We start from the raw sequence: 21,636 nt of genomic DNA on the forward strand, positions 1-21,636 counted from the left end.
GGCTCATTTGAACAGGCCGCCCAATATCCCGCGCATCAGCTGGCCGCCGAACTTGCCCGCGACCTGACGGCCGATGCTCGTCGCCGCCGAGCGCGCCGCCGACTGGAACATCTTCTCGGCCATGCTTGGCTTCGCGGCCTCGCGCGCCGCCGCCTTTTCCTGACGGATGCGCTCGCGTTCCTCAGCCGCCTTGCGCTTCGCCTCTTCCTTCGCGGCGAGCGCCGCCTGCTTGTCGGCCTCTTCCTGCGCCTTGGCCGCGATCGCCGCGGCCTGCGCCTGTTCGGCCTTGGCGGCGAGCAATTCTTCGGCGCTCTCGCGGTCGACGGCCGTGTCATATTTGCCCGCAACGGGCGAGATCGACTGGATGATTGCACGCTCCTTGGCATCGAGCGGGCCGGCGCGCGAGCATGGCGGCTTGACAAGCGTGCGCTCGACCGGCGACGGGGCGCCGTCGGCCATCAGCAGTGAGACCAGCGCCTCGCCGACGCGAAGTTCGGTGATCTCGCGCTCGACATCGACCTTCGGATTGGGACGAAAGGTTTCGGCGGCCGCCTTTACCGCCTTCTGGTCGCGCGGGGTGAAGGCGCGCAGCGCGTGCTGGACGCGGTTGCCGAGTTGCCCCGCGACCTCTTCGGGCACGTCGATCGGATTCTGCGTGACGAAATAGACGCCGACCCCCTTCGAACGGATCAGCCGCACGACTTGTTCGATCTTGTCGGTCAGTGCCTTGGGCGCGTCGTCGAACAGCAGATGCGCCTCGTCGAAGAAGAAGACGAGCTTCGGCTTGTCGGGGTCGCCGACTTCGGGCAGTGTTTCGAACATCTCGCTGAGCAGCCACAGCAGGAAGGTTGCGTAGAGCTTGGGGCTCGCCATCAGCTTGTCGGCGGCGAGGATGTTCACATAGCCGCGCCCCTTGTCGTCGCACCGGATCATGTCGGCGATGTCGAGCGCGGGCTCGCCGAAGAAATGGTCGCCACCCTGACTTTCGAGCGTCAGCAATTGCCGCTGGATCGCCCCGACGCTCGCCTTGGTGACATTGCCATATTGGCTCGACAGCTCGCCGGCATTTTCAGCGCACCAGGCCAGCATCGCCTGCAGATCGCCCAGGTCGAGAAGCAGCATATTCTGTTCGTCTGCGACCCGGAACGCGATCGCGAGCACCCCCTCCTGCGTCTCGTTCAAGCCCATCAGCCGCGCGAGCAGCAGCGGCCCCATTTCGGAGATGGTGGTGCGCACCGGATGCCCCTGCTCGCCGAACAGGTCCCAGAAGATCACGGGATTGTCGCGATAGGCCCAACCGGTGTCGCCGATTTCCGCCGCGCGCTTTGCAAAGGGCTCGTGCGTCTTCGCGGTCGGGCTGCCCGCCATCGCCATGCCCGACAGATCGCCCTTCACATCGGCAACGAACACCGGCACGCCGACCGTCGAAAAACTTTCGGCGAGGCCCTGCAAGGTCACCGTCTTGCCAGTGCCGGTCGCGCCCGCGATCAGCCCGTGGCGGTTCGCGCGCTTGAGGACGAGCGACTGGCGCGGCCCATCGGCCGCCCCGCCGCCGCCGAGCCCGATATAGATTTCGGTTGCTGCGCTGCCGTCGCTCACCCTTTGCCCTTTCGCTGTTCAGACCGCCTACCGGTCTAGAACGGGGGGTGAGGAAATCAAGCGAGCGAGGGTTTGGCTGCTAGCGACCGGTTGCTGCCGTCAGGTCACCACCAGATTCGCGCAGAGGCGCAGAGAGCGCAGAGGGCAAACGTGAAAATCTCTGCGTCTCTGCGCGAAATGTTTGGGAGGCGGCATCCGACTGGTTTCGGACTTTCTTAAGCCCCTCCTCTTCAGAGGAGGGGTTTGGGGTGGTGCGCTGGCTGGACGTTCGGTCGAGGCGACCACCCCGCTGCGACTAACGCGCAAGGCGCGTAAGTCTCGCTGCCCCTCCTCTGAAGAGGAGGGGTTGGGCGAATGTCTCGAATCCACCCCAAGTCGGACATCAGCCGCGAAAAAAAGGCTGTCCTACATAATTCGGCTGTGCCAGCCTTCGTCTCGGCTCTTTCATATGTGGACAAAAGCGGTGACGGCCCGATTTACAGATGCGGGCAGAAGCCGGCGCGGCAGCTTTGCCGAACGCCGACCAATCGGCGACCGCACAAGGCTGAACTTTGGTGAACTTTGAAACGACGAGGCGAACCCACCCCACGATAACCAAAGACGGCGATGGCAACCGGCCACCCCAAAGCCTCCACGCGCCGCGCCTTCACCCCATCACGAAGGCGTTCAATTTATTGCCATCGGGGTCGCGGAAATAGCCGGCGTAAAAGCCCTCGCCGCGCGGTCCCGGTGCGCCTTCGTCGGTCCCGCCATTGGCCAATGCGATGTCGTAGAGCCGCTGCACCTGTGCCTGGTCCTTCGCCTCGAGCGCGACCATCACGCCGTTGCCGACGCTCGCGGCCTTGCCGTCGAACGGCCTCGTCAAGCCGATCCCGGCTCCGCCGCCTTCCTTGCCCCACGCAATGAAACCGTCATATTCCATCATCCGCGGCACACCCAGTTCGGCCGCGATAGCATCATAGAAAATCGCCGCTTTGGCGAGGTCGTTCGTTCCCAGGGTCACATAGCCGATCATCATTCGTCTCCCGACTCGAAGGATGCGAACATAATAGGAACATTTGCCCGGCCGCGCAAAGAAAAAGGGCGCCGCGGCCAGCCAGCCGGGCGCCCTTCGTCAAGGCTTTGATCGACCGCCTTATTCGCCGTCGATGCGGATCGGGATGAACGCCGGCGGCTGGCCGCGGCGCAGGATTTCGAGCAGCACCGCGGTGCGCCCCGCCTTCTTGGCGTCGGCGACGCCCTTCGCGAGTCCCTCGGCGGTGGTCACCGGCGTGCGATTGATGCTCAGGATCACGTCGCCGCGGCGCAGGCCCTTCGAACCCGCGTCGCTGCTGCTGCCGACCGCGGCGATGACGAGGCCCTTGGTGCCGCGCTGGACGCCGATGCTGCCCGCGATTTCGGGGGTCAGCGTCTGCACCGCCATGCCGAGTTCGTCCTGCACCGCCTGGTCGGCGCTGCCCTTCGGATCCTCGGGCATCGTCTGTTCCTCTTCGGGATCGAAGCTCGATCCGGCGAGTTCCTCCTCGGTCGGGCGCGTGCCGACGACGGCGTTCAGCGTCATCGCCTTGCCGTCGCGGATGATCTCGATCGGGATGCGCGTCCCCGGTTTCACATTGGCGATGAGGTAGGACAAGGTCTGCTGCGGCGTCACTTCCTTGCCGTTTACGCTCGTCACGACGTCACCGCGCTTGAGGCCTGCCTTGTCGGCCGCCTCGCCTTCCTCGACGCGCTGGATCATCTCGCCGCGGTCCTTGGGCAGGCCGAGCGCCGCCGCATAATCTTCGGTGACCGGAACGATGCCGATACCCAGATAGCCGCGCTGCGGCCGCTCGCCGGCCTTGAGCGCCTCGATCACCGGGATCGCCGCATCGGCGGGGATCGCGAAATTGACGCCGATGTTCGCGCCGACCGGCGAGATCAGCATGTTGGTGATGCCGACGACATTGCCCTCGAGGTCGAACAGCGGACCGCCCGAATTGCCGCGGTTGATCGCGGTGTCGGTCTGGATATAGCGGTCATAGGGGCCGTTGTTGCCTATGTTGCGCTGCACCGCCGAGATGATCCCCGCGGTCACCGTCGAGCCGAGCCCGAGCGGGTTGCCGATCGCGACCACCCAGTCGCCGACGCGCGCCTTGTTGCTGTCGCCGAACTTGACGAAGGGCAGCCCCTTCGCGTCGATCTTCAAAAGCGCGAGGTCGGAGGTCGCGTCGCGACCGACGATCTTGGCGCGATATTCCTTCTGGTTGGTCAGCGTCACCGTGACCTCGTTCACCTGCTCGCCGCGCGGGCCGCCGGTGATGACATGATTGTTGGTGACGATATAGCCGTCGTCCGAGATCAGGAAGCCCGAGCCGCCGCCCTGCTGCTCCTGCGTGATCGGCTCGCGCGTCCCCGCGAAGGGGTTGAGCCGGACGCCGAGCGTCACTTCCTGCTTGGTCGAGATATTGACCACCGCGGGCTGGAGCTGCTCGACGAGGTCGGCGAAGCTTTCGGGCGCGCCCGAGCGCGGGACGACCTTGGCGATCTCGCTGCGCTCGTTCTGCGCCACCTGCGCGCCGACGGGCGACTGGGTGACCAGCGCCAGTGCGGTGCCGCCCACCAGCAGGGCCGAAGTGATGCCATATACATAACGCACGATTGCAATTCCTCTTCGTCAAATGGTCCCAGCGTTTCCCCGGCGGGGGCTCTCTGCCCCCCGACGGCTTAACCGCGTTTGAACATGAACGGCCCGGCCAGCCCCCGTTCATCCGCGGCTTTCGCCGTCAACCGCCGCTGAACTGCTTCAGATATTCATTGTCCGGCGACAGGATCACCGACGTCCCGCCCTGGTTCCCCTGGCCCATGAAGGTCTGGCGATAGCTCTGCATCGCCCGATAGAAATCATAGAAGCCGGGGTCCTTGCCATAGCTGGCGGCATAGATGCGCGCTGCTTCGCCGTCGGCGTTGCCGCGGATGATCTGCGCTTCCTTGTCGCCCTCGGCGCGGATCGCGGTCGCCTCCTGCTCGCGCGCCGAGCGCATGCGGTTGAAGGCGGCGAGCAGGGTCGCGCCTTCGGGCAGGTCGGCGCGCTTGATGCGCACGTCGATGATCTCGGCGCCATATTTCTGGGCCTCGCGATTGAGCGACACCTGGATATTGTCCATCACCGCGCCGCGCTCGGGCGAGAGCAAGGTGGCAAAGGTCCGCTTGCCGAGTTCGTTGCGCAGCGACGAGCCGAGGATCGTCGCGAGCTGCTGCTCGAGGCGGGTTTCGGTGCGGATCGCCGTATACATGCGCACCGGATTGGTGATGCGGAAGCGCGCGAATGCGTCGACCTGCAGCCGCTGCTGGTCGGTCGAAAGCACCTGCTGGCGCTCCATGTTGACGCCCAGGATGCGCTTGTCGATGAACTGGACGCCATCGACGAAGGGCATGCGGACGAGCAGGCCGGCGCCCGACCGGCCGAAGCGCTCACCCGGGCGATAGACATTTTTCGTCGCCTCGATCTCGCCGAAGCGCAGGACGAGTGCCTGCCTGTCCTCGGGCACGATCGCCAGCGTCTGCGACAGGATGACGAGCAGCGCGATGACCGCGACGAGCAGACGCATCGGGTGGCGGAACAGCGATTCGAACATCACTGGCCTCCCTTCGCGGCGCTGTCCTGCGCCGCATCGGCACGCTTGCGCACCTCGGGCAGCGGCAGATAGGGGGTCACCCCGCGCGCTTCGACAATCGTCTTGTCGACGTTCGACAACACGCTCTCCATCGTTTCATAGTAAAGCCGGCGCCGTGTCACCTCGGGTGCAAGGCGATATTGTTCGTATATCTGGTCGAACTGCGCGGTGTCGCCGCGCGCGCGTTCGAGGATGCGCTGTTCATAGGCGCGCGCCTGGTTGATCGACGATTCGCGTTCCTGCCGCGCCGCGGTCACTTCCTTGAACGCCTCGTCGACCTGCTTCGGCGGGTCGGCCTGGCGGATCGCGATGCCCTGGATCGCTACGCCGGCGCGATACTGGTCGAGCAGCGCCTGCATCCGGTTCTGAACCTGCGCCTCGATGTCGACGCGGCCGGGGCCGATCGCCTGGACGAGGTCGAAATTGGCGACCGTCGCGCGCATCGCGCTTTCGGCGACCTCGCGGATCGTGCCTTCGGGATCGGCGAGCTGGAAGATGAAGAGTTCGGGATCGCGCACCGACCAGCGCACCTCATAGGCGAGATCGACGATGCTCTGGTCGCGCGTCAGCACGAAATTCTCGTCGGTCGCGGTCGGCGATCCGACCTGCATCGTGCGGATCGCGCGCACATCCTCCATGCGCATCTGTTCGACCGGCGCGGGCCAGGTCCATTTGACGCCGGGGCCGACGGTGCGGACATAGCTGCCGAGCCGGGTGACGACGCCTTCCTTTTCGGGCGGCACGATGTGGATCATCGAAAAAATCGCCCAGATCGCAACGAGGAGCAGGGCGCCCCATTTCCACAGCTTCGCCGATTCGGGCAGGTTCATGCCGCCCCCGCCGCCCGAGCCGCCGCCGCCGAAGCTGCCGCGCCCCTTGCGCAGCAGCTCGTCGAGCGCCGAGGGGCCGCGCGGCCGGCGGCCGCGCCCGCCGTCGGCGGGATCGGGCGTCACCCATGGGTTGCGCGGGCCGCGCTTGCCGTCGTCGTCGCCGTCCTTCGGCCCATTGCCCCACGGGCTGTTCGCCATCAGACTGATCGAACCGAAAAATTGCCGCAGTCCCCCCGGGATGCGGCGTCCCACCGTGCCGTTGTTATCGTTGCTCATGCTGCATTTATAGGGGCGACTGGCGCGATTAACAGGGGGGCCACGCGAAAATCGCTGGCAATCGACCGCGACATGCCTATCTCGCCCGCACATGACCGAGATTGCCCCCCTAGCCGACATAGCCGCCGACCTGACCGGCGGCCGCACCTCCGGACTTCGCTTTCTCGACGACACGGGCACATTGGCCGTCGTGCTCGACGTGACCGGTCTCGCCGAGCCGGACCGCAAGCCGCTTGAGGACAAGCTGCGCGACGCGCTGCTCGCCCGACCCGGCGTCAGCTCGGTCCGCGTCGCGATGACCGCCGAAAAAAAGGCGCTGACGATCATCGCGGTCGGCAGCGGCAAGGGCGGGGTCGGCAAATCGACGCTCGCCGCGAATCTCGCGGTCGCGCTCCGCCGGCGCGGGGTCAAGGTCGGGCTCGTCGATGCCGACATCTATGGCCCCTCGCTCCCCAAGCTGATGAGCAGCGAAGGCGTGAAGCCCGAGGCGCAGGGATCGAAGCTCGCGCCCGTTCCCAACGCCTATGGCGTGCCGATGCTTTCGACCGGACAGATCGCGGCGCCCGGACAGGCGATCGCGTGGCGCGGCCCGATGGCGGGCAAGGCGCTCGAACAGCTGATCGACGCGCGCTGGGGCGACATCGACACGCTGATCGTCGACCTGCCCCCCGGCACCGGCGACGTCCAGATCACCATGATCCAGCGCCACAAGCCCGCCGGCGCGGTGATCGTCTCGACCCCGCAGGATCTCGCGCTGATCGACGCCGCGCGCGCGGTGTCGCTGTTCGAACAGGCCGAGGTGCCGATCATCGGGCTCGTCGAGAATATGGCGGGCTATGCCTGCCCGCATTGCGGCGAGGTCAGCGACCCCTTTGGCAGCGGCGGCGCCGAAGCCGCGGCGGCAGCAATGGGCATCGACTTCCTCGGCCGCGTCCCGCTCGCCATGGGCATCCGCCTCGCAAGCGACGGCGGCGTCCCGCCGGCGGCGGGAACCGACCCCGCGGGCGAGCCGTTCCACGCCGTGGCGGCGAAGGTCGCCGACTGGATCGAGGCACGAAAGGCAAGCTGAATGGCGATCAACGACGAAGGCGAAATCCGCGAACTTTTGAGCGAGCCGCGCCGTATCGCGGTCGTCGGCGCGTCCCCCAACCCGGCGCGCCCGTCGAACGGCGTCCTCGCCTTTCTGGTCGCGCAGGGCCATGACGTGGTCGCGGTGAACCCCGGCCATGCCGGCAAGACAATCCATGGCGCCCCGGTCGTCGCGACGCTCGCCGACGTCGAGCCCGCGGCCGAGATCGTCGACATCTTCCGCAACAGTGCCGACGCCGGCGCCGCGGTCGACGAGGCGATCGTCCACGGCGCCAAGGCGGTGTGGATGCAGATCGGCGTGATCGACGAAGCCGCGGCGAAGCGCGCCGACGAGGCCGGACTGGTCGTCGTCATGGACCGCTGCCCCAAGGTCGAGATTCCGCGGCTGGGGCTGCTGCGCTAAGAACGATCGTCGCCCCAGCGAAAGCCGGGGCCGCTGGCAATGTTGCGCAAGGCCGATGGCGGCCCCGGCTTTCGCTGGGGCGACGGCGCAATATAGGCTTTGCCTCGCCCCTGCCCCCCGACTATCAGCAAGCGCGATGGCGGGCATTCGCGACACGGTGGGGACAAGGGCACGAGGGACGCCGCGCGTCACGCGCCGCTCGCTGCTGATCGGTGCGACCGCCGCGGGCGGCCTTGCGGTCGCGTGGAGCGTCTGGCCGCGCGAATATCAGCCCAACCTGACCGCCGCCGAGGGCGAGCATATCTTCAACGCCTTTCTGAAGATCGGCGACGACGGTCATGTCAGCACCATCGTTCCGCAGTGCGAGATGGGCCAGGGCGTCTCGACATTGCTCCCGCAGATCATCGCCGACGAGATCGGCGCCGACTGGCGCACGATCGCGGTCGAAAGCGCGCCGATCAGCCCGCTCTATGCCAATACGCTCGTCGTCGACGAGGACAGCGCGGCCTTCATGCCGCGTGCCGGCGTTCCCGATTTCGTCGCCGATGTGCGAAGCTGGGTACGGCGCGAATGGGCGGTGCGCCATGCAGTGATGCTGACCGCCAACTCGTCGTCGGTGCGCATGTTCGAAGGGCCGTGCCGCGACGCCGCGGCGCAGGCGCGCGCGCTGCTGATGATGGAGGCCGCGCGGCGCTGGGATGCCGACTGGACGGAATGCGACACGCAGGACGGCTTCGTGCTCCACGGCGGCAAGCGGCTGCGCTTCGGCGACCTTGCCGCCGGCGCCGCGAAGCACGAGCCGCCCGCGCAGCCCGTCTATCGCGCTTCGAGCACCGATCCGCTCTACGGCAAGGAACTCACCCGGCTCGACCTGCCGGCAAAGGTCGACGGCTCGGCCAATTTCGCTGGCGACATCCGCCTTCCCGACATGGTCTATGCCTCGATCCGGCAGGGGCCGTTCGGCGCGACGCGGGTGAAGAGCATCGACAAGCGCGCCGGACTCGCCTCGCCCGGCATGCTCTATGTCGTGGAGCATGAGCGCTGGATCGCCGCGGTCGCGCGCAACTGGTGGGCGGCGAACCGCGCGCTCGACCGCTTCGCGCCGGTGTTCGAAACCGCCGGCGAGCCGATTTCGAGCGAGCGCATCGACGCCGCGCTGACGCGCGCGCTCGCCGCCGACGGCTGGCGCATCGCCAGGGCGGGCGACGTCGAAGGTGCGATGGAGGGCCGGACGCAGATCGCCGCCGAATATCTGGTCGCCCCCGCACTGCACGCACCCGTCGAGACGCGAACCGCCACCGCCGCGATAGAAGGCGACCGGCTGCGCGTCTGGGTCGCGACGCAGGCGCCCGCGCAATGCCGCGCCGCGATCGCGCGCGCGACCGGGCTCGCCGAACAGGCCGTGACGCTGTTCCCGATGATGGCGGGCGGCTCGTTCGACGCCTGCCTCGACCACAATGTCGCGGTGCAGGCTGCGATCATCGCGCGCGAGATCAAGCGCCCGGTGCATCTCGCCTGGTCGCGCGCCGAAGAGATCATGCGCGGGCCGCCGCGCGCGCCGGCGCGGGCCAAGATGATCGCGACACTGAACAGCGCGGGCGGCATCGACGCGCTCGTCAGCCGCATCGCCGTCCCCTCGACCAACCACGAGGTGCGCGCGCGATTGTTCGACAATATGCCGGGCGACGTCGCGCAGCGCGCATCGGTGGGCAAGCCCGACGCCGCTGCGGTCGAGGGCGCCGCGCCGACCTATGCGATCCCCCATTATGCGGTCGACCATTGCCCCGCCGATATCGGCCTGCCGACGGCGCGCTGGCGCGGCAATGCCGACAGCTACACCGCCTTCTTCACCGAATGCTTCGTCGACGAACTCGCGGCGCGCGCGGGATCGGACCCGCTCTCCTATCGCATGGCGATGCTCGGCGGGTCGCCGCTGCTCGCGCATTGCCTGCTCACCGCGACGACGCTCGGCGGGTGGGAGGGCGGCCTGCCCGGCAGCGCGCAGGGGCTCGCCTGCCACTCGATGCGCGGCAGCCATATCGCGCTGATGGCGACCGCGCGCCAGAGCGACAAGGGCTTGCAGGTCGAACAGCTGGTTGCGGTCGTCGACGCCGGGCGGCTCGTCAATCCGGCGATCGCGCGGCAGCAGATCGAGGGCGGGCTGATCTTCGGCCTCGCGGCGGCGGTCGGTGCGACCACCGACTATGAAGGCGGCGTCGCGACCGCGCGCAAGCTCCACCAGCTCGGCCTGCCCAAACTCTCGCAGAGCCCCGAGATATTGGTCGAGTTCGTCGACAGCGACCGCGACCCCGGCGGGATCGGCGAGATCGGGGTGCCCGTCGTCGCCCCGGCGATCGCCAATGCGATGTTCGCCGCGACCGGCCGCCGCATCCGCCGCCTGCCTTTGTCGGGACAGCCGCTGTGACGCGCCCCGCCGATCATCCCGCGCTTCCCGCGCCACGCATCGGCGTACTGCTCGTCAATCTCGGCACGCCCGACGCCCCCGAGCCGGGACCGGTGCGCCGCTATCTCGCCGAATTTCTCTCCGACCGCCGCGTCGTCGAAATCCCGCCGCTGCTCTGGCAGCCGATCCTGCGCGGTGCGATCCTGACGCGACGCCCCAGGCAATCGGCCCACGCCTATCGGCAGGTGTGGACCGACGAAGGCTCGCCGCTCGCCGCGATCACGCGTGCGCAAGCAGAGGCGCTGCAGGCCGAGTTCGGCGATGCGGTGCGGGTCGCCCATGCGATGCGCTATGGCGAGCCCGCGATCGGACGCACGATCGACGCGCTGGTCGCCGAGGGTTGCAATCGCATCCTGATCGCGCCGCTCTATCCGCAATATTGCGCCGCGACGACCGCGACCGTCGTCGATGCGGTCGGCGCCCACCTCAGGGCGCTGCGCTGGCAACCGAGCCTGCGTTTCCTGCCGCCCTATGCCGACGACGCAGCCTATATCGGCGCGCTCGCGGCGTCGGTCGAAGCGGGTCTGGCAGCGCTCGATTTCGCGCCCGACGTGCTGCTCGCGAGCTTCCACGGCATGCCCGAACGCACGCTGCACCTCGGCGATCCCTATCATTGCCAGTGCCGCAAGAGCGCGCGCCTGCTGTCCGAAGCGCTCGGCCGCCCGGTCGAGGTCGCCTTCCAGTCGCGCTTCGGGCGCGCCAAATGGCTCGAACCCGCGACCGATGCGCTGCTCGAACGGCTGGGGCGCGAAGGCAAAAGCGTCGCGGTGCTCGCGCCGGGTTTTTCCGCCGACTGCCTCGAAACGCTCGAAGAGCTGGCGATCCGCGGCAAGGCGCAGTTCGAAGCCGCGGGCGGGCGTGATTTCGCTTACCTCCCCTGCCTCAATGCGAGCCCGCCCGGGCTCGAAATGCTGAACGCGCTCATCCGCCGTGAATTGGCCGGCTGGATATAGAGCGCGATGACATCGCGCTCTAATCGCGCCGGCACGCCCTTACCGGCTTCTTAACTTCTCCTTCGCAAAATGGCGCCGCAACGGCACCGCCCTCGACTCGGTGCCCGGTCTGAAAGGTCGCCCCGATGAGCCAATTGGAGTCGGCAGCATTGACGCTCGCCGGCGTTTCTCTGCTCTTCCTGCTGATCGTCTTTCTCGTCTGGCGCATATGGCGCCAGCCGGCGGCGGCCGCCCCGATGGCGAGCCTTCGCGACCTGCGCCTGCCGGCCTTCTCCCGCGCGCACGGCGACGCCCCCGAAGTCGAGATCGCGCCCTCGCGCCTCGCCCGGATTCGCGGCGAAATGCCCGCCGCCGAACCCGAGATCGAGGGCTTCGACAACCCCGCTCCGAGCGAAACCTACACGCCCGTCGAGGCCGGGGCGATGGTTGCGGCGGCTTTCGCCGAGCCCGAACCCGCGATCGCGGCCGCACTCGCCGACGAGGCGCTGGCCGCCGAACGACGGGCCGACTTCGCTGCGCCCAACCGCGACACTGCGCTACAGGTCCGGCTCATGCCCCAGATTCCGCCGCGCGACGCGATCTTGACGCGTAGCCGCCTCGGCGGCCGCCCGCGGCTCCCCGCCGATATGGACTGGCCGCGCATCGACGGGGTAAAGGGCGACTTCCTCGCGCAGATCGCCTGTGCCGACCTGCCCGCCGATCTGTGGGACGGGCTCGGGCCGCGCACGGGCTGGCTTGCGATCTTCGCGCATCCCGAAACGGGCGTCGGATCGGCAATCCACGTCGCCGAAGAAGGCCCGCCGCGCGAGCCTCCGCAGGGTGCGGGCAACGCGCTGTTCGGTCCCTGGGGCGGGCTGCGCTTCGGCGACCTGGCGACGCTCGCGATCCGCGCCTTTCCCGAATGGCCGGTCGATGTCGTCGCCGGGGCCGAAGCGCCACCCGCGTTCGACGACACTCTCGCGAGCGACGCGGTCGAATATGACATCGCGGACCCCGCCTTCCATCCGTTCGACTGGGACAGCATGCGGATGCTGGGGGCGGTGCTCGACCGGCGCATCGCGCGGTTGCAAACGGGCACCGGAGCCCCCGCCGACGCCAGCGACGAATATCTTGCGGCACTCGCCGATGCGGCCGAGACCAACCGCGCGACCGCGGCCGGCGCCACCGAGATCGTGGCGATCATTCGCGACAGCGCGGGCCAGCACGAATTCACGCCGTCCGACGCGACCGCGGTGATGGCGGCGCTGCACGCGGTGCGCTGGAAGCATGTCCTCTGCTACCCCGATCCCGAGACAGGCGAAGATCGCATCGAAACGCTAACCCTGCCGCTCACCCGCCACGACCCGCGCGCGCCGCTGTGGGCGCACGACTATCGCGCGCTGCTGCTCGACGCCGCCAAGCACGCCTGGCTCGCCGACCCGGCGCGGCTGTCGGCACCCGCGCGTGCGTGGTTCGAGCCGCTGTGGCGGCAGCTCGCGGCTGCGGAGGCCGCGACGATGGGCGGCGCGCCGTCGCAGCCGCTCGTCGGTTTCGATCCCGACTATGAGGCGGTGCTCATCGAGCTGCCGACGAGCGGGCTGATGAGCCGGCTTGTCGGCGAAGGTGAAAATCTGGTGCTGACGATCCGCAAGGCCGACCTTGCGGCGGGCGATTTCTCGAAGGTCGCCACGCGCCGCACCCGCGCCTGACGCCTCCCATCGCGCTTGACGTTCCGGTAAACTTGCGAGCCGCTGCCGCCCCGCTTAGGTGTGGGCCGAACAATCTTGTGGGAGAGTTTTCATGGCACGCATCGCAATCGTCACCGGTGGCAGCCGCGGCATCGGAGAGGCGATCAGCCTCGCGCTGAAGGCACAGGGTGTCACCGTCGTCGCCAACTATGGCGGCAACGACGAAAAGGCGAAGGCCTTCACCGACCGCACCGGGATCAAGGCGTATAAATGGGACGTCGGCGACCATCAGGCGTGCCTCGACGGCTGCGCGCGGGTGACCGAAGAGGTCGGGCCGGTCGACATTGTCGTCAACAATGCCGGCATCACCCGCGACGGCACCCTCGCGCGGATGAGCTTCGACGACTGGAACGATGTGATGCGCATCAATCTCGGCGGCTGTTTCAACATGGCGAAGGCCTGCTTTCCCGGCATGGTCGAGCGCGGCTGGGGCCGCATCGTCAACATCGGCTCGATCAACGGCCAGGCGGGCCAGTACGGGCAGGTCAATTATGCCGCCGCCAAATCGGGCATCCACGGCTTCACCAAGGCGCTCGCGCAGGAAGGTGCGAAGAAGGGCGTGACCGTGAACGCGATCGCGCCGGGCTATATCGACACCGACATGGTCGCCGCGGTCCCGCCGCAGGTGCTCGAAAAAATCGTCGCCAAAATCCCGGTCGGCCGCCTCGGCCACGCCGAGGAAATCGCGCGCGGGGTCGTCTTCCTGTGCAGCGAGGACGCGGGGTTCGTCACCGGATCGACGATGAGCATCAACGGCGGCCAGCATATGTATTGACGGTGGCAGGCGCGTAACGCAGGCGTTCGCCGCGGCGGACGGCAAGTTAGGCGCCGGTGCCGACAGGCAGCCACCGGCACGGCCAGCGGGGCGGGCGGGCCCGTCAGGCCGGCCGAGCCCGTCTGACGTCATGGCGGCGGCTTTGCCGTCGCTCCTGGAGGTGCCGCCGATGGCCAACGCCTATCACCCCCCCGTCAAACGCTCGGTGACGATCGCCGGCCACCCGACGTCGATCAGCCTCGAGCCGCTCTTCTGGGACGCGCTCGAAGCCGAGGCTGGACGCCTGAAGCTCCCCGTCAACGCTCTCGTCGCGCGGATCGACGTCGAGCGGATGACCGCCGACGATCCGCCGAACCTGACCTCGGCGATCCGGCAATGGCTGTGGCGCAATCGCGAGAGCAGCCAGTGTCCCGATCGACCTTGACTGAGTAAGCCCGTGTCAAAGATCGTGTGTCCCCGCGGAGGCGGGGACCCATCTCCTGCCGGTTGGACATAGAGCCGTCGGGAGATGGGCTCCCGCCTCCGCGGGAGCACACGGTTTATTCAGCCAAAGATGATCTTGTTCTGGAGTCTGTCCCGTTCAGCTTGAACCGGACAAATTCTAGACGGCGGCGTAGATCGCCTGCCCGAAGGCCGCACCCCGGTCGGGTGCGAGGTGCAGGAACAGCTGCGGCTCGATCAGTTCGAGTTCCATGATCGCGAGCCCGCCGGCGCCGTTCCCGACCATGTCGATACGCGCATAGACCGGCGGCGCCGGCGCGGCGGCGAGGGCTGCGGCGGCGAGTTCGCGCGCGGGCCGGCTCGCGTCCCACGCCTCCTCGCGCCCGCCGAATTGCGGCTGGACGCGGAAGTCTCCGGCCGCGGGGCGCTTGACGATCGCGTGGCTGTAGCGGCCGGCGAAGAAGAAGAGCGAATATTCGCCCGCGGCGAGGATGCCCGGCATGAAGGGTTGAACGAGCCGCCGCTCGCCCAGCGCATCGGCGGGAACGCCCGCCCCCGCCGCGAGCCGGTGCGTGCCGTCCGATCCGGCCGAGATCGGCGGCTTGATCACCAGCTCGCCGGTGCCGAACGCCGCGCGTGCGTCGGCGAGCGCACCCTCGTCGAGCGCTGCGACCTCGATCGTCGGCACCACCGCGACGCCGTTGGTTCCCAGCTCGGCGAGATAGGCCTTGTCGCTGTTCCAGCGCAGCACCGGCACCGGGTTGATGACGCGCAGCCCCTCGGCCTCGAAGCGGTCGAGCAGCGCATACCAGCGCGCCGCCGCGCGCGGATAGCCCCATGCGATCAGCGGCAGTACGAGGTCGAAGCCCGACAGATCGCCGGGATCGGTCCACGCTCGCGTCTCGACCGCGAGCCCCGCCACGGTCAGCGCACCGGTCTTGCGCGCTAGCGCGGGGTGCCAGTGCTCGCCATAATCGGCGCCGGGGGTCAGAAGCGCGACGCGCGGCTGGAATGGCATCAGCGTGCCAGCAATCCGCGCGCCTGCCCCGCAATGTGCGACAGCATCGCGCCATTGGGGTTCGGGATCGTCCGCGCGCGGTCGACCGTCGCGCGGAACTGCGCGACGCGGGCGCCCTGTTCGCCCAGCCATGCGGTCACCGCACTGTCGAGATTCTGACCCGGCAGCCCCGCGAGAAAGACGAGCCGCATCTGCTGAAAATCGCGCGCCAGGCTGTTGACGAGCAAGCGTTCCCACGGGTCGCTCGGGCTCATATGCGCCGCGAGCGTCTGCGCCCAGTCGAGCCCGAGCGCCTCGCCGAGATGGGTGAAGGCGTGCGTCACCGCGACCTCGTCGTCGCCGCGCCGTTCGGCGAGGTCGACGATGCCGATCGCGCCGTCGAGCTTGAACAGGCGGACCACCGCATGCGTCAGGGCCTCGGGCGCGCCGGCATCGAGCAATTGCTGGCTCAGCGTCTCCCACTGGCGCCGCACCGATTCGCCGAGCAGGCTGTCCACACAGTCGCTCAGCCGCTCGACGCCGGGCGCGAGCCGCGCGACGATCGGCCCCGGCTGCGCGCCCGTCGGCGCGACGCGCAGCACATCGGCCATCTGCGACGCCATCGCGGCCGCGGCCTGGTTGAACAGCGACAGGCGGATGCTTTCGTCGATCGCCGCGGTGTCGAGCGCCGCCCAGATCGCGTCGAGACCAAGCAGCCGTTCGGCCGCAACAAAGGCGGCCGCGACGTCGCCGAGCGCGCAGCCTTCCTCTTCGACGAGCTCGAAGGGATGGACGATGCCGAGCCGGTTGACGATGCGGTTGGCGAGCTTGGTCGCGATGATCTCGCGGCGCAGCTGATGCTCTTCGATCGCCTTCGCATAGTCGCGCTGCATCTCTTCGGGGAAGGCAGCGCGCAGGTCGCGGTCGAGCGCCGGGTCGTCGGGCAGTTCGCTCGCCTCGATCGCATCCTGCAGAGCGAGTTTCGCGGTCGAGAGCAGCACCGCAAGCTCTGGCCGCGTCAGCCCGCGCCCTTCGGCCGAACGGCGCAGCAGTTCGTCGTTGACCGCGAGCCCTTCGACCTTGCGATCGAGCCGGCCGGCGGCCTCGAACGTCTCCATCGTGCGCACGAGCGACGGCACCGCGCCCGCGCCGCCCTTTTCGGCGATCGACAGCGCGAGCGCCTGAAGGCGGTTGTCCTCCAGCACCAGCGCAGCGACATCGTCGGTCATCCGCACGAGCAGCGCGTCGCGCGCCTCTTGCGACAGCCGCCCTTCGGCCATCTCGCGATTGAGGGCGATCTTGATATTGACCTCATTGTCCGAACAGTCGACGCCGGCGCTATTGTCGATGAAGTCGGTGTTGATCCGCCCGCCCTTGGCGGCAAAGGCGATGCGCGCCGCCTGCGTGACGCCCAGATTCGCGCCCTCGCCGACGGCGCGGACGCGCAGATCCTCGGCATCGACGCGCAGCGCATCGTTGGCGGGATCGCCAACCTCGGCATTATTCTGGCCCGCGGCCTTCACATAGGTGCCGATACCGCCGAACCAGAGCAGATCGGCGGGCGCCTTGAGGATCGCCGAGATCAGGCCCGACGGGTCGATTTCGGGCTGCGACAGGCCGAGCAGCGCCTGCGCTTCGGGGCTCAGGGGAATGCTCTTCTGGCTGCGCGGGAAGACCCCGCCGCCCTTCGAGATCAGCTTCTTGTCATAATCGTCCCAGCTCGATCGCGGCAGGTCGAACATCCGCTGCCGTTCCTGCCAGCTCTTCGCCGGATCGGGATCGGGGTCGAGGAAGATGTGGCGATGATCGAACGCCGCGACGAGCTTTATCGCCTTCGACAGCAGCATCCCGTTGCCGAACACGTCGCCCGACATGTCACCGCAGCCGACGACGCGGATGCTCTCGCTCTGCACGTCGACGCCCATCTCGGCGAAATGCCGCTGGACCGAGACCCACGCCCCCTTTGCGGTGATCCCCATCGCCTTGTGGTCATAGCCGTGCGAGCCGCCGCTCGCGAACGCATCGCCGAGCCAGAAGTCGCGCTCCATCGCCAGCCCGTTCGCGACGTCGGAGAAGGTCGCGGTGCCCTTGTCGGCGGCAACGACGAAATAGGGGTCCTCGCCGTCGCGGATCGTCACCCCTTTCGGATGCACGACCTTGCCGCCGACGATATTGTCGGTGATCGACAGCAGCGAGCGGATGAAGATGCGATAGCATTCGGTGCCTTCCGCGAACCAGGCGTCGCGGTCGAGCGCCGGGTCGGGGAGCGCCTTGGGATAAAAGCCGCCCTTCGCGCCGGTCGGCACGATCACCGCATTTTTGACGCGCTGCGCCTTCATCAGCCCGAGGATTTCGGTGCGGAAGTCGTCGCGCCGGTCGGACCATCGGAGGCCACCGCGCGCGACCGGGCCGGCGCGCAGGTGGATGCCCTCGACGCGCGGGCTATAGACGAACACCTCGCGCCACGGCAGCGGCTTGGGCAGCCCCGGAATCTGGCTCGAATCGATCTTGAAGGCGAGCGCTTCGGCGGCTGCGGGGGAAAAGGCGTTGGTGCGCAGCGTCGCGCCGATCACCGCGTTGAACAGCCGCAGGATGCGGTCGTCGTCGATCGACTTGATGCCGGCGAAATCGGCCTGAATGCCGTCCGCCAGCGCCTCTGCGCGCGCCGCATCGGTGCGCCCGGGATCGTGCAGCGCGCAGAAGCGCTCGATCATCGCATGGGTCAGATCGGGCGCGTGGCGCAGCGCCGCGACGACGGTGTCCATGCCATAGGCCGAGCCGCCCTGGCGCAGATAGCGGAACCAGGCGCGCAGCCACACGATCGCCTGCGGATCGGTCTGGGTGACGAGCACCAGCTCGTTGAAGGCGTCGTTTTCGGCGCGCCCCTCGAGCACCGCGGCGATCGCCCCCTCGATCACCGGGACGTGCGGCAGCAGCGCGGTCTCGTCGACCGCGGCGGGAAGGCCGAGCGTGAAGTCGTGGATGAAGGCGGGCGGCTCGTCGTCGGCGCCGGGCGCCGGGCGACCGTAATTCAGCGCGGTCGGAATTTCCTCGAGCACCTCGAAGCCGAAATGTTCGAGCGCCGGGACGACGTCGGACAAGGCGAGCGCGCCCGACGCGCTATAGACTTTGAGCCGCATCCGGTCGTCGCCGTCGAGGCTCTTGAGTGCGAGGCGCACGCCGCGCGGATGCTCGGCGTCGAGGTCGCGCAGCCGCAATATGTCGCGTGCCGCCTCTTCGGGGTCATAGAGGTTGCGGTAATTGGGCGGAAAGAGCGGTGCGAAGCGCGATGCCAGCGCCGCCGCGCGCCCCGCGTCGCCGCGCCGCGCGAGCGCCGCCTCGACCTCGGGCTGCCAGCCGCGCACCATCTGCTCGAGCATCGTGCCGAGCGCCTCCTCGTCGGGAATCACCCCGCCGCTTCTGAGGTCGAGCGTGTAGCGCAAGAGCGCCGCGCCGCCATCCTCGAGCACCATCGTCCAGCCGATCACCCCGGCGCGCGCCTCGCGCACCAGCATCGCCTCGATCGCAAGGCGGCGGCCGGTCGATACCTCGTCGCGCGGCAACCAGACGAAGACGAACAAATGCCGCCCGAGCGCGCTCCTGACCGTCACCAGTTTCGGCCGCGGCCGGTCGGTGATCGACATCGAGGTGAGCGCGAGCCGCTCGAGCGAAGCGGCGTCAAAGGCGATCAGCAGGTCGTGCGGCAGCGCGGTGAGCGCGTGGGCGAGCGCCTTGCCGGCGTGACCCGCGGGATCGAAATCGAACTTGTCCATCAGCGCCGCAAGCTGCGCGCGCAGGACGGGCACCTTCGCGGGCGGGGTGGAAAGCGCCTGACTCGTCCACAGCCCGGCGTGGATCGACAGCCGTTCGACCGCCTTGCCCTTCGTCTCGGGAACGATCACGAGGTCGAGCAGCACGCGGCGATGCACCGCCGACAGCCGGTTCGACTTGATCAGCAGCGGCCCCGCGCCGCCCGCGTCGAACCAGGCGAAGGCAGCGTCGAGCGCTTCGGGGGACAGGAGCGGGTTCTTGCTCGCGGCACAAATGCCGAGCGCATCCTCTGCGCCGCCCTTTCGCGTCCGCCATTCATGGCCGAGCTGGGTCATCGCGCCACCCTCGAACCAGCGGAGCAGCTCGGCGCTCTCGTCGTCGCAGCGCATCGCGGCGTCGGCGAGCATCGCGGCGCGCATCGCCTTCCAGTCGGCAACCGCGGCGCGGACGTCGGCGAGCGCCGCCTCGATCGCGTCGAGCAGCCGCCGCCGCGCCCGCGCGTCGCCGCGCTCGACCTCCATATAGATGACCGATTCGCGCGCCGCGCCCTTTTCGGGGGCGCCGGCTTCGGTCAGATGCCCCTTGGCGTCGCGCTTCGCCGACACGACGGGGTGCAGGATGCGGTGCACGACCAGCCCTTGCGCCGCCGCGACCTGCGAGGTCGAATCGACGAGGAAGGGCATGTCGTCGTTGACGATCGCGAGCCGCATCCGCCGGTCGGTGCCGTCGGCCGCGAGCGGTTCGAGCGCGAGCACCGGCGTGCCTTCGGGCCGGTCGAGCGCGGTGCGCGCGACGAAGGCGCTCGCTTCGGCAAGCGCGGCCTCGTCCATATCGTCGCCCTCGCCCGGAAGCGCGCTGCCGCGCAGCGCGGTCAGGAAGGCGGACTGGATTTTCTTGGGAAGCGCGGGAGCGGAGACGGTGGGGGCGTCCGATTCCGAATTTTCAGGCATAGGGTGCAGCATCCGAACCAAAGGCAGGCCTGTCGCCAGCGGGCGGCGGGCCCAGTCGCTTGCGCCCCTATGCGCCTGCCGCGCGCGCGGCTCAAGTCCCCCCGGCGCCCCTCGCGTAAAAATATTTCAAGGATTGGTTCTTCTGTTGCGCTGCAACACGAAAGGGTCAGCCGCCCGGCGTGATCGGAATCGCCTTCCTAGCGAGCTTGGCAACCAGCGCCGCGTCATCGGCCGCCTTGGCGACGAGGCCGATGTGGCCGCCCGGCATCGCGCGGGCGATCAGCACGACGAACTCGGCCTCGCCCGGATCATGTTCGAGGATCACCGCGGGATGCGCGGTGCGCAGGGCCTCGAGCGCCGGGTCCGCAGCGGTTTCGGCCGGCTTGTCGGGCTTGCGCCGCGCGCGCGCATCCTTAACGAGCCCCTTGAGCCCGCCCGGATAGCGATCGAGATAGGCCGCAAGCTCGCCGCGGCCGACCCCCGCTTCCTTCGCATGACCGAGCGCGCATGCATATTCGGCGAGCCGCGTCTTGTCGTAATTCGCGCCGAACACCAGCTTGACCACCGGGGTCATCGGCGCGCGCTCCTGCGCGCGGAGCCCCGCGTCGTCCAGCAGTTCGGCAAAGGCGCCCGGCTGCACCTCGGCGGCGAGCGCGAAATCCCAAGCCTTGCCGACCGCCTGATAGAGTGCGCTGCGGCTGCGGCTGTCGGCGGCGATGGCGCGCGCGGCGGTTTCGCGCGCGAGCGCGAGCCAGTCGGCGAGTTCGGCGTCGGCCGCGGGCTCGGCGGGTGCATCGTCTTCGACCGGCGCTGCGGCTGCGGCGCCACGCGGCACCAGCGGCCCATCCGGCGGCGCGGGCGCGTCGTCGAGCGCGGCGAAGCCCGGCGCCGGGCCGTCGCTTGCCGCCTCCTCGTCCATATGCCCCGAGTCGGGACCGTCGGCCCACACCGGCACCGGCGCGGTCAGCGGCGCGGCGGTGCGCAGCGCCTGATCGACCGACAGCTGAAGCTCGGCCGCCTGATCGGCGGGCGCGGCCTCCTTCCAGTTGATGACGCCGAGGATGAAGTCGATCGTGTCGTCGTCGGACGAGAAGGGTAACAGGATGCCGCGATACATGATCGTCACGCCGCGATCGCTTTCGAACTCGGCCTCGAAGCCGATCGGCGCGCGGTTGGCGATGATCTGCAGATAATGATCGGTCAGCCGCGACAGCAGTGAACGGCCCGGAATCTGGCTGATATAGTGGACCTCTGCGTCGATCCGCGATTCGTCGCGGATGCGCTCGCCGAGATAGGCGATCGCCGGATCTTCGATGCCTGCGGTAAAGTCGAGGAGGACCGAATAGGGGCCGAAGTCGCCCGCGCCCGCAAGATCGAGATCCTCGACCGACGGATAGGCGCGGTTGCCGAGCAGCGACGCCCAGTGATTATAGGCCCGAACCTGCATCCGCCGTTCGTCGACGCCGATGGCGGCCGGCGCGTCGATGCCGCCGTCCTCCCGGTCGTGGCTGCCCGAAAGCAGTCCGCGCATGCTGTCCATCATTCATCCCCACTGGCGAATATCGGGTCATGCCATGCGCCCGAAGTGGTAAAGGGCGCGTAAACGATGCGGCGGGGAAACGCGGACAAATGGCGAAAATGCAGGCGCTATCGGCGCTAATCACACCCGGAATGGTCAGGGGCGTCGCTTACCCTGTCACGGTATAAA

15 protein-coding genes are annotated in these 21,636 nt (G+C 68.5%); 7 read left to right on the forward strand and 8 right to left on the reverse strand.

Annotated elements, in window-relative coordinates; translation table 11 throughout:
• Window positions 1-3: 3 nt before the first annotated feature.
• The 5 genes from CHB69_RS15115 to hflK form a co-directional block, all read right to left on the reverse strand.
• On the reverse strand, window positions 4-1,599 hold the full coding sequence (locus tag CHB69_RS15115; protein ID WP_425442434.1) for a helicase HerA-like domain-containing protein: 1,596 nt from the start codon (window positions 1,597-1,599) through the stop codon (window positions 4-6).
• Between the two features lie 646 nt (window positions 1,600-2,245).
• Window positions 2,246-2,614: a VOC family protein gene (locus CHB69_RS15120; RefSeq protein WP_089216907.1), complete on the reverse strand. Its 369-nt coding sequence runs from the start codon at window positions 2,612-2,614 to the stop codon at window positions 2,246-2,248.
• Between the two features lie 120 nt (window positions 2,615-2,734).
• Window positions 2,735-4,234 carry a trypsin-like peptidase domain-containing protein gene (locus tag CHB69_RS15125; RefSeq protein ID WP_089216852.1) on the reverse strand — a complete coding sequence of 500 codons (1,500 nt, stop codon included), beginning with the start codon at window positions 4,232-4,234 and terminating at the stop codon, window positions 2,735-2,737.
• Between the two features lie 127 nt (window positions 4,235-4,361).
• Window positions 4,362-5,213, reverse strand: coding sequence for a protease modulator HflC (gene hflC / locus CHB69_RS15130; protein ID WP_089216853.1), 852 nt, complete (start codon window positions 5,211-5,213; stop codon window positions 4,362-4,364).
• The gene (gene hflK / locus CHB69_RS15135; RefSeq protein WP_089216854.1) at window positions 5,213-6,358 is read right to left on the reverse strand and encodes a protease modulator HflK; all 1,146 of its coding nucleotides are present in this window, start codon (window positions 6,356-6,358) and stop codon (window positions 5,213-5,215) included. The genes hflC and hflK overlap by 1 nt, the downstream gene beginning before the upstream one ends.
• Window positions 6,359-6,449: 91 nt before the next feature.
• Between hflK and CHB69_RS15140 the strand changes: the two genes are divergently transcribed.
• From CHB69_RS15140 to CHB69_RS15170, 7 genes are all read left to right on the forward strand, one after another.
• Complete coding sequence (locus CHB69_RS15140) at window positions 6,450-7,427, forward strand: P-loop NTPase (protein ID WP_089216855.1); 978 nt, start codon at window positions 6,450-6,452, stop codon at window positions 7,425-7,427.
• Window positions 7,428-7,850, forward strand: coding sequence for a CoA-binding protein (locus CHB69_RS15145; RefSeq protein ID WP_089216856.1), 423 nt, complete (start codon window positions 7,428-7,430; stop codon window positions 7,848-7,850).
• A gap of 136 nt (window positions 7,851-7,986) precedes the next feature.
• Complete coding sequence (locus CHB69_RS15150) at window positions 7,987-10,275, forward strand: xanthine dehydrogenase family protein molybdopterin-binding subunit (RefSeq protein WP_089216857.1); 2,289 nt, start codon at window positions 7,987-7,989, stop codon at window positions 10,273-10,275.
• Window positions 10,272-11,267, forward strand: coding sequence for a ferrochelatase (gene hemH / locus CHB69_RS15155; protein WP_089216858.1), 996 nt, complete (start codon window positions 10,272-10,274; stop codon window positions 11,265-11,267). The genes CHB69_RS15150 and hemH overlap by 4 nt, the downstream gene beginning before the upstream one ends.
• A gap of 125 nt (window positions 11,268-11,392) precedes the next feature.
• Window positions 11,393-12,955: a DUF1963 domain-containing protein gene (locus tag CHB69_RS15160; protein WP_089216859.1), complete on the forward strand. Its 1,563-nt coding sequence runs from the start codon at window positions 11,393-11,395 to the stop codon at window positions 12,953-12,955.
• 91 nt (window positions 12,956-13,046) lie between these two features.
• Entirely contained in the window at window positions 13,047-13,769 is a 723-nt protein-coding gene (phbB, locus tag CHB69_RS15165; RefSeq protein WP_089216860.1) for an acetoacetyl-CoA reductase, read from the forward strand.
• A gap of 130 nt (window positions 13,770-13,899) precedes the next feature.
• On the forward strand, window positions 13,900-14,193 hold the full coding sequence (locus CHB69_RS15170; protein WP_089216861.1) for a ribbon-helix-helix domain-containing protein: 294 nt from the start codon (window positions 13,900-13,902) through the stop codon (window positions 14,191-14,193).
• Window positions 14,194-14,370: 177 nt separating this feature from the next.
• Here CHB69_RS15170 and CHB69_RS15175 read toward each other — a convergent pair whose 3' ends face one another.
• From CHB69_RS15175 to CHB69_RS15185, 3 genes are all read right to left on the reverse strand, one after another.
• The gene (locus tag CHB69_RS15175) at window positions 14,371-15,228 is read right to left on the reverse strand and encodes an ATP-grasp domain-containing protein (protein WP_089216862.1); all 858 of its coding nucleotides are present in this window, start codon (window positions 15,226-15,228) and stop codon (window positions 14,371-14,373) included.
• Entirely contained in the window at window positions 15,228-19,928 is a 4,701-nt protein-coding gene (locus CHB69_RS15180; protein WP_089216863.1) for an NAD-glutamate dehydrogenase, read from the reverse strand. The genes CHB69_RS15175 and CHB69_RS15180 overlap by 1 nt, the downstream gene beginning before the upstream one ends.
• 166 nt (window positions 19,929-20,094) lie before the next feature.
• Window positions 20,095-21,468: a hypothetical protein gene (locus CHB69_RS15185; RefSeq protein WP_089216864.1), complete on the reverse strand. Its 1,374-nt coding sequence runs from the start codon at window positions 21,466-21,468 to the stop codon at window positions 20,095-20,097.
• Window positions 21,469-21,636 lie beyond the last annotated feature (168 nt).

Origin of the sequence: Sphingopyxis indica (assembly GCF_900188185.1) — a bacterium.
In the GTDB taxonomy this organism is placed as follows: domain Bacteria; phylum Pseudomonadota; class Alphaproteobacteria; order Sphingomonadales; family Sphingomonadaceae; genus Sphingopyxis; species Sphingopyxis indica.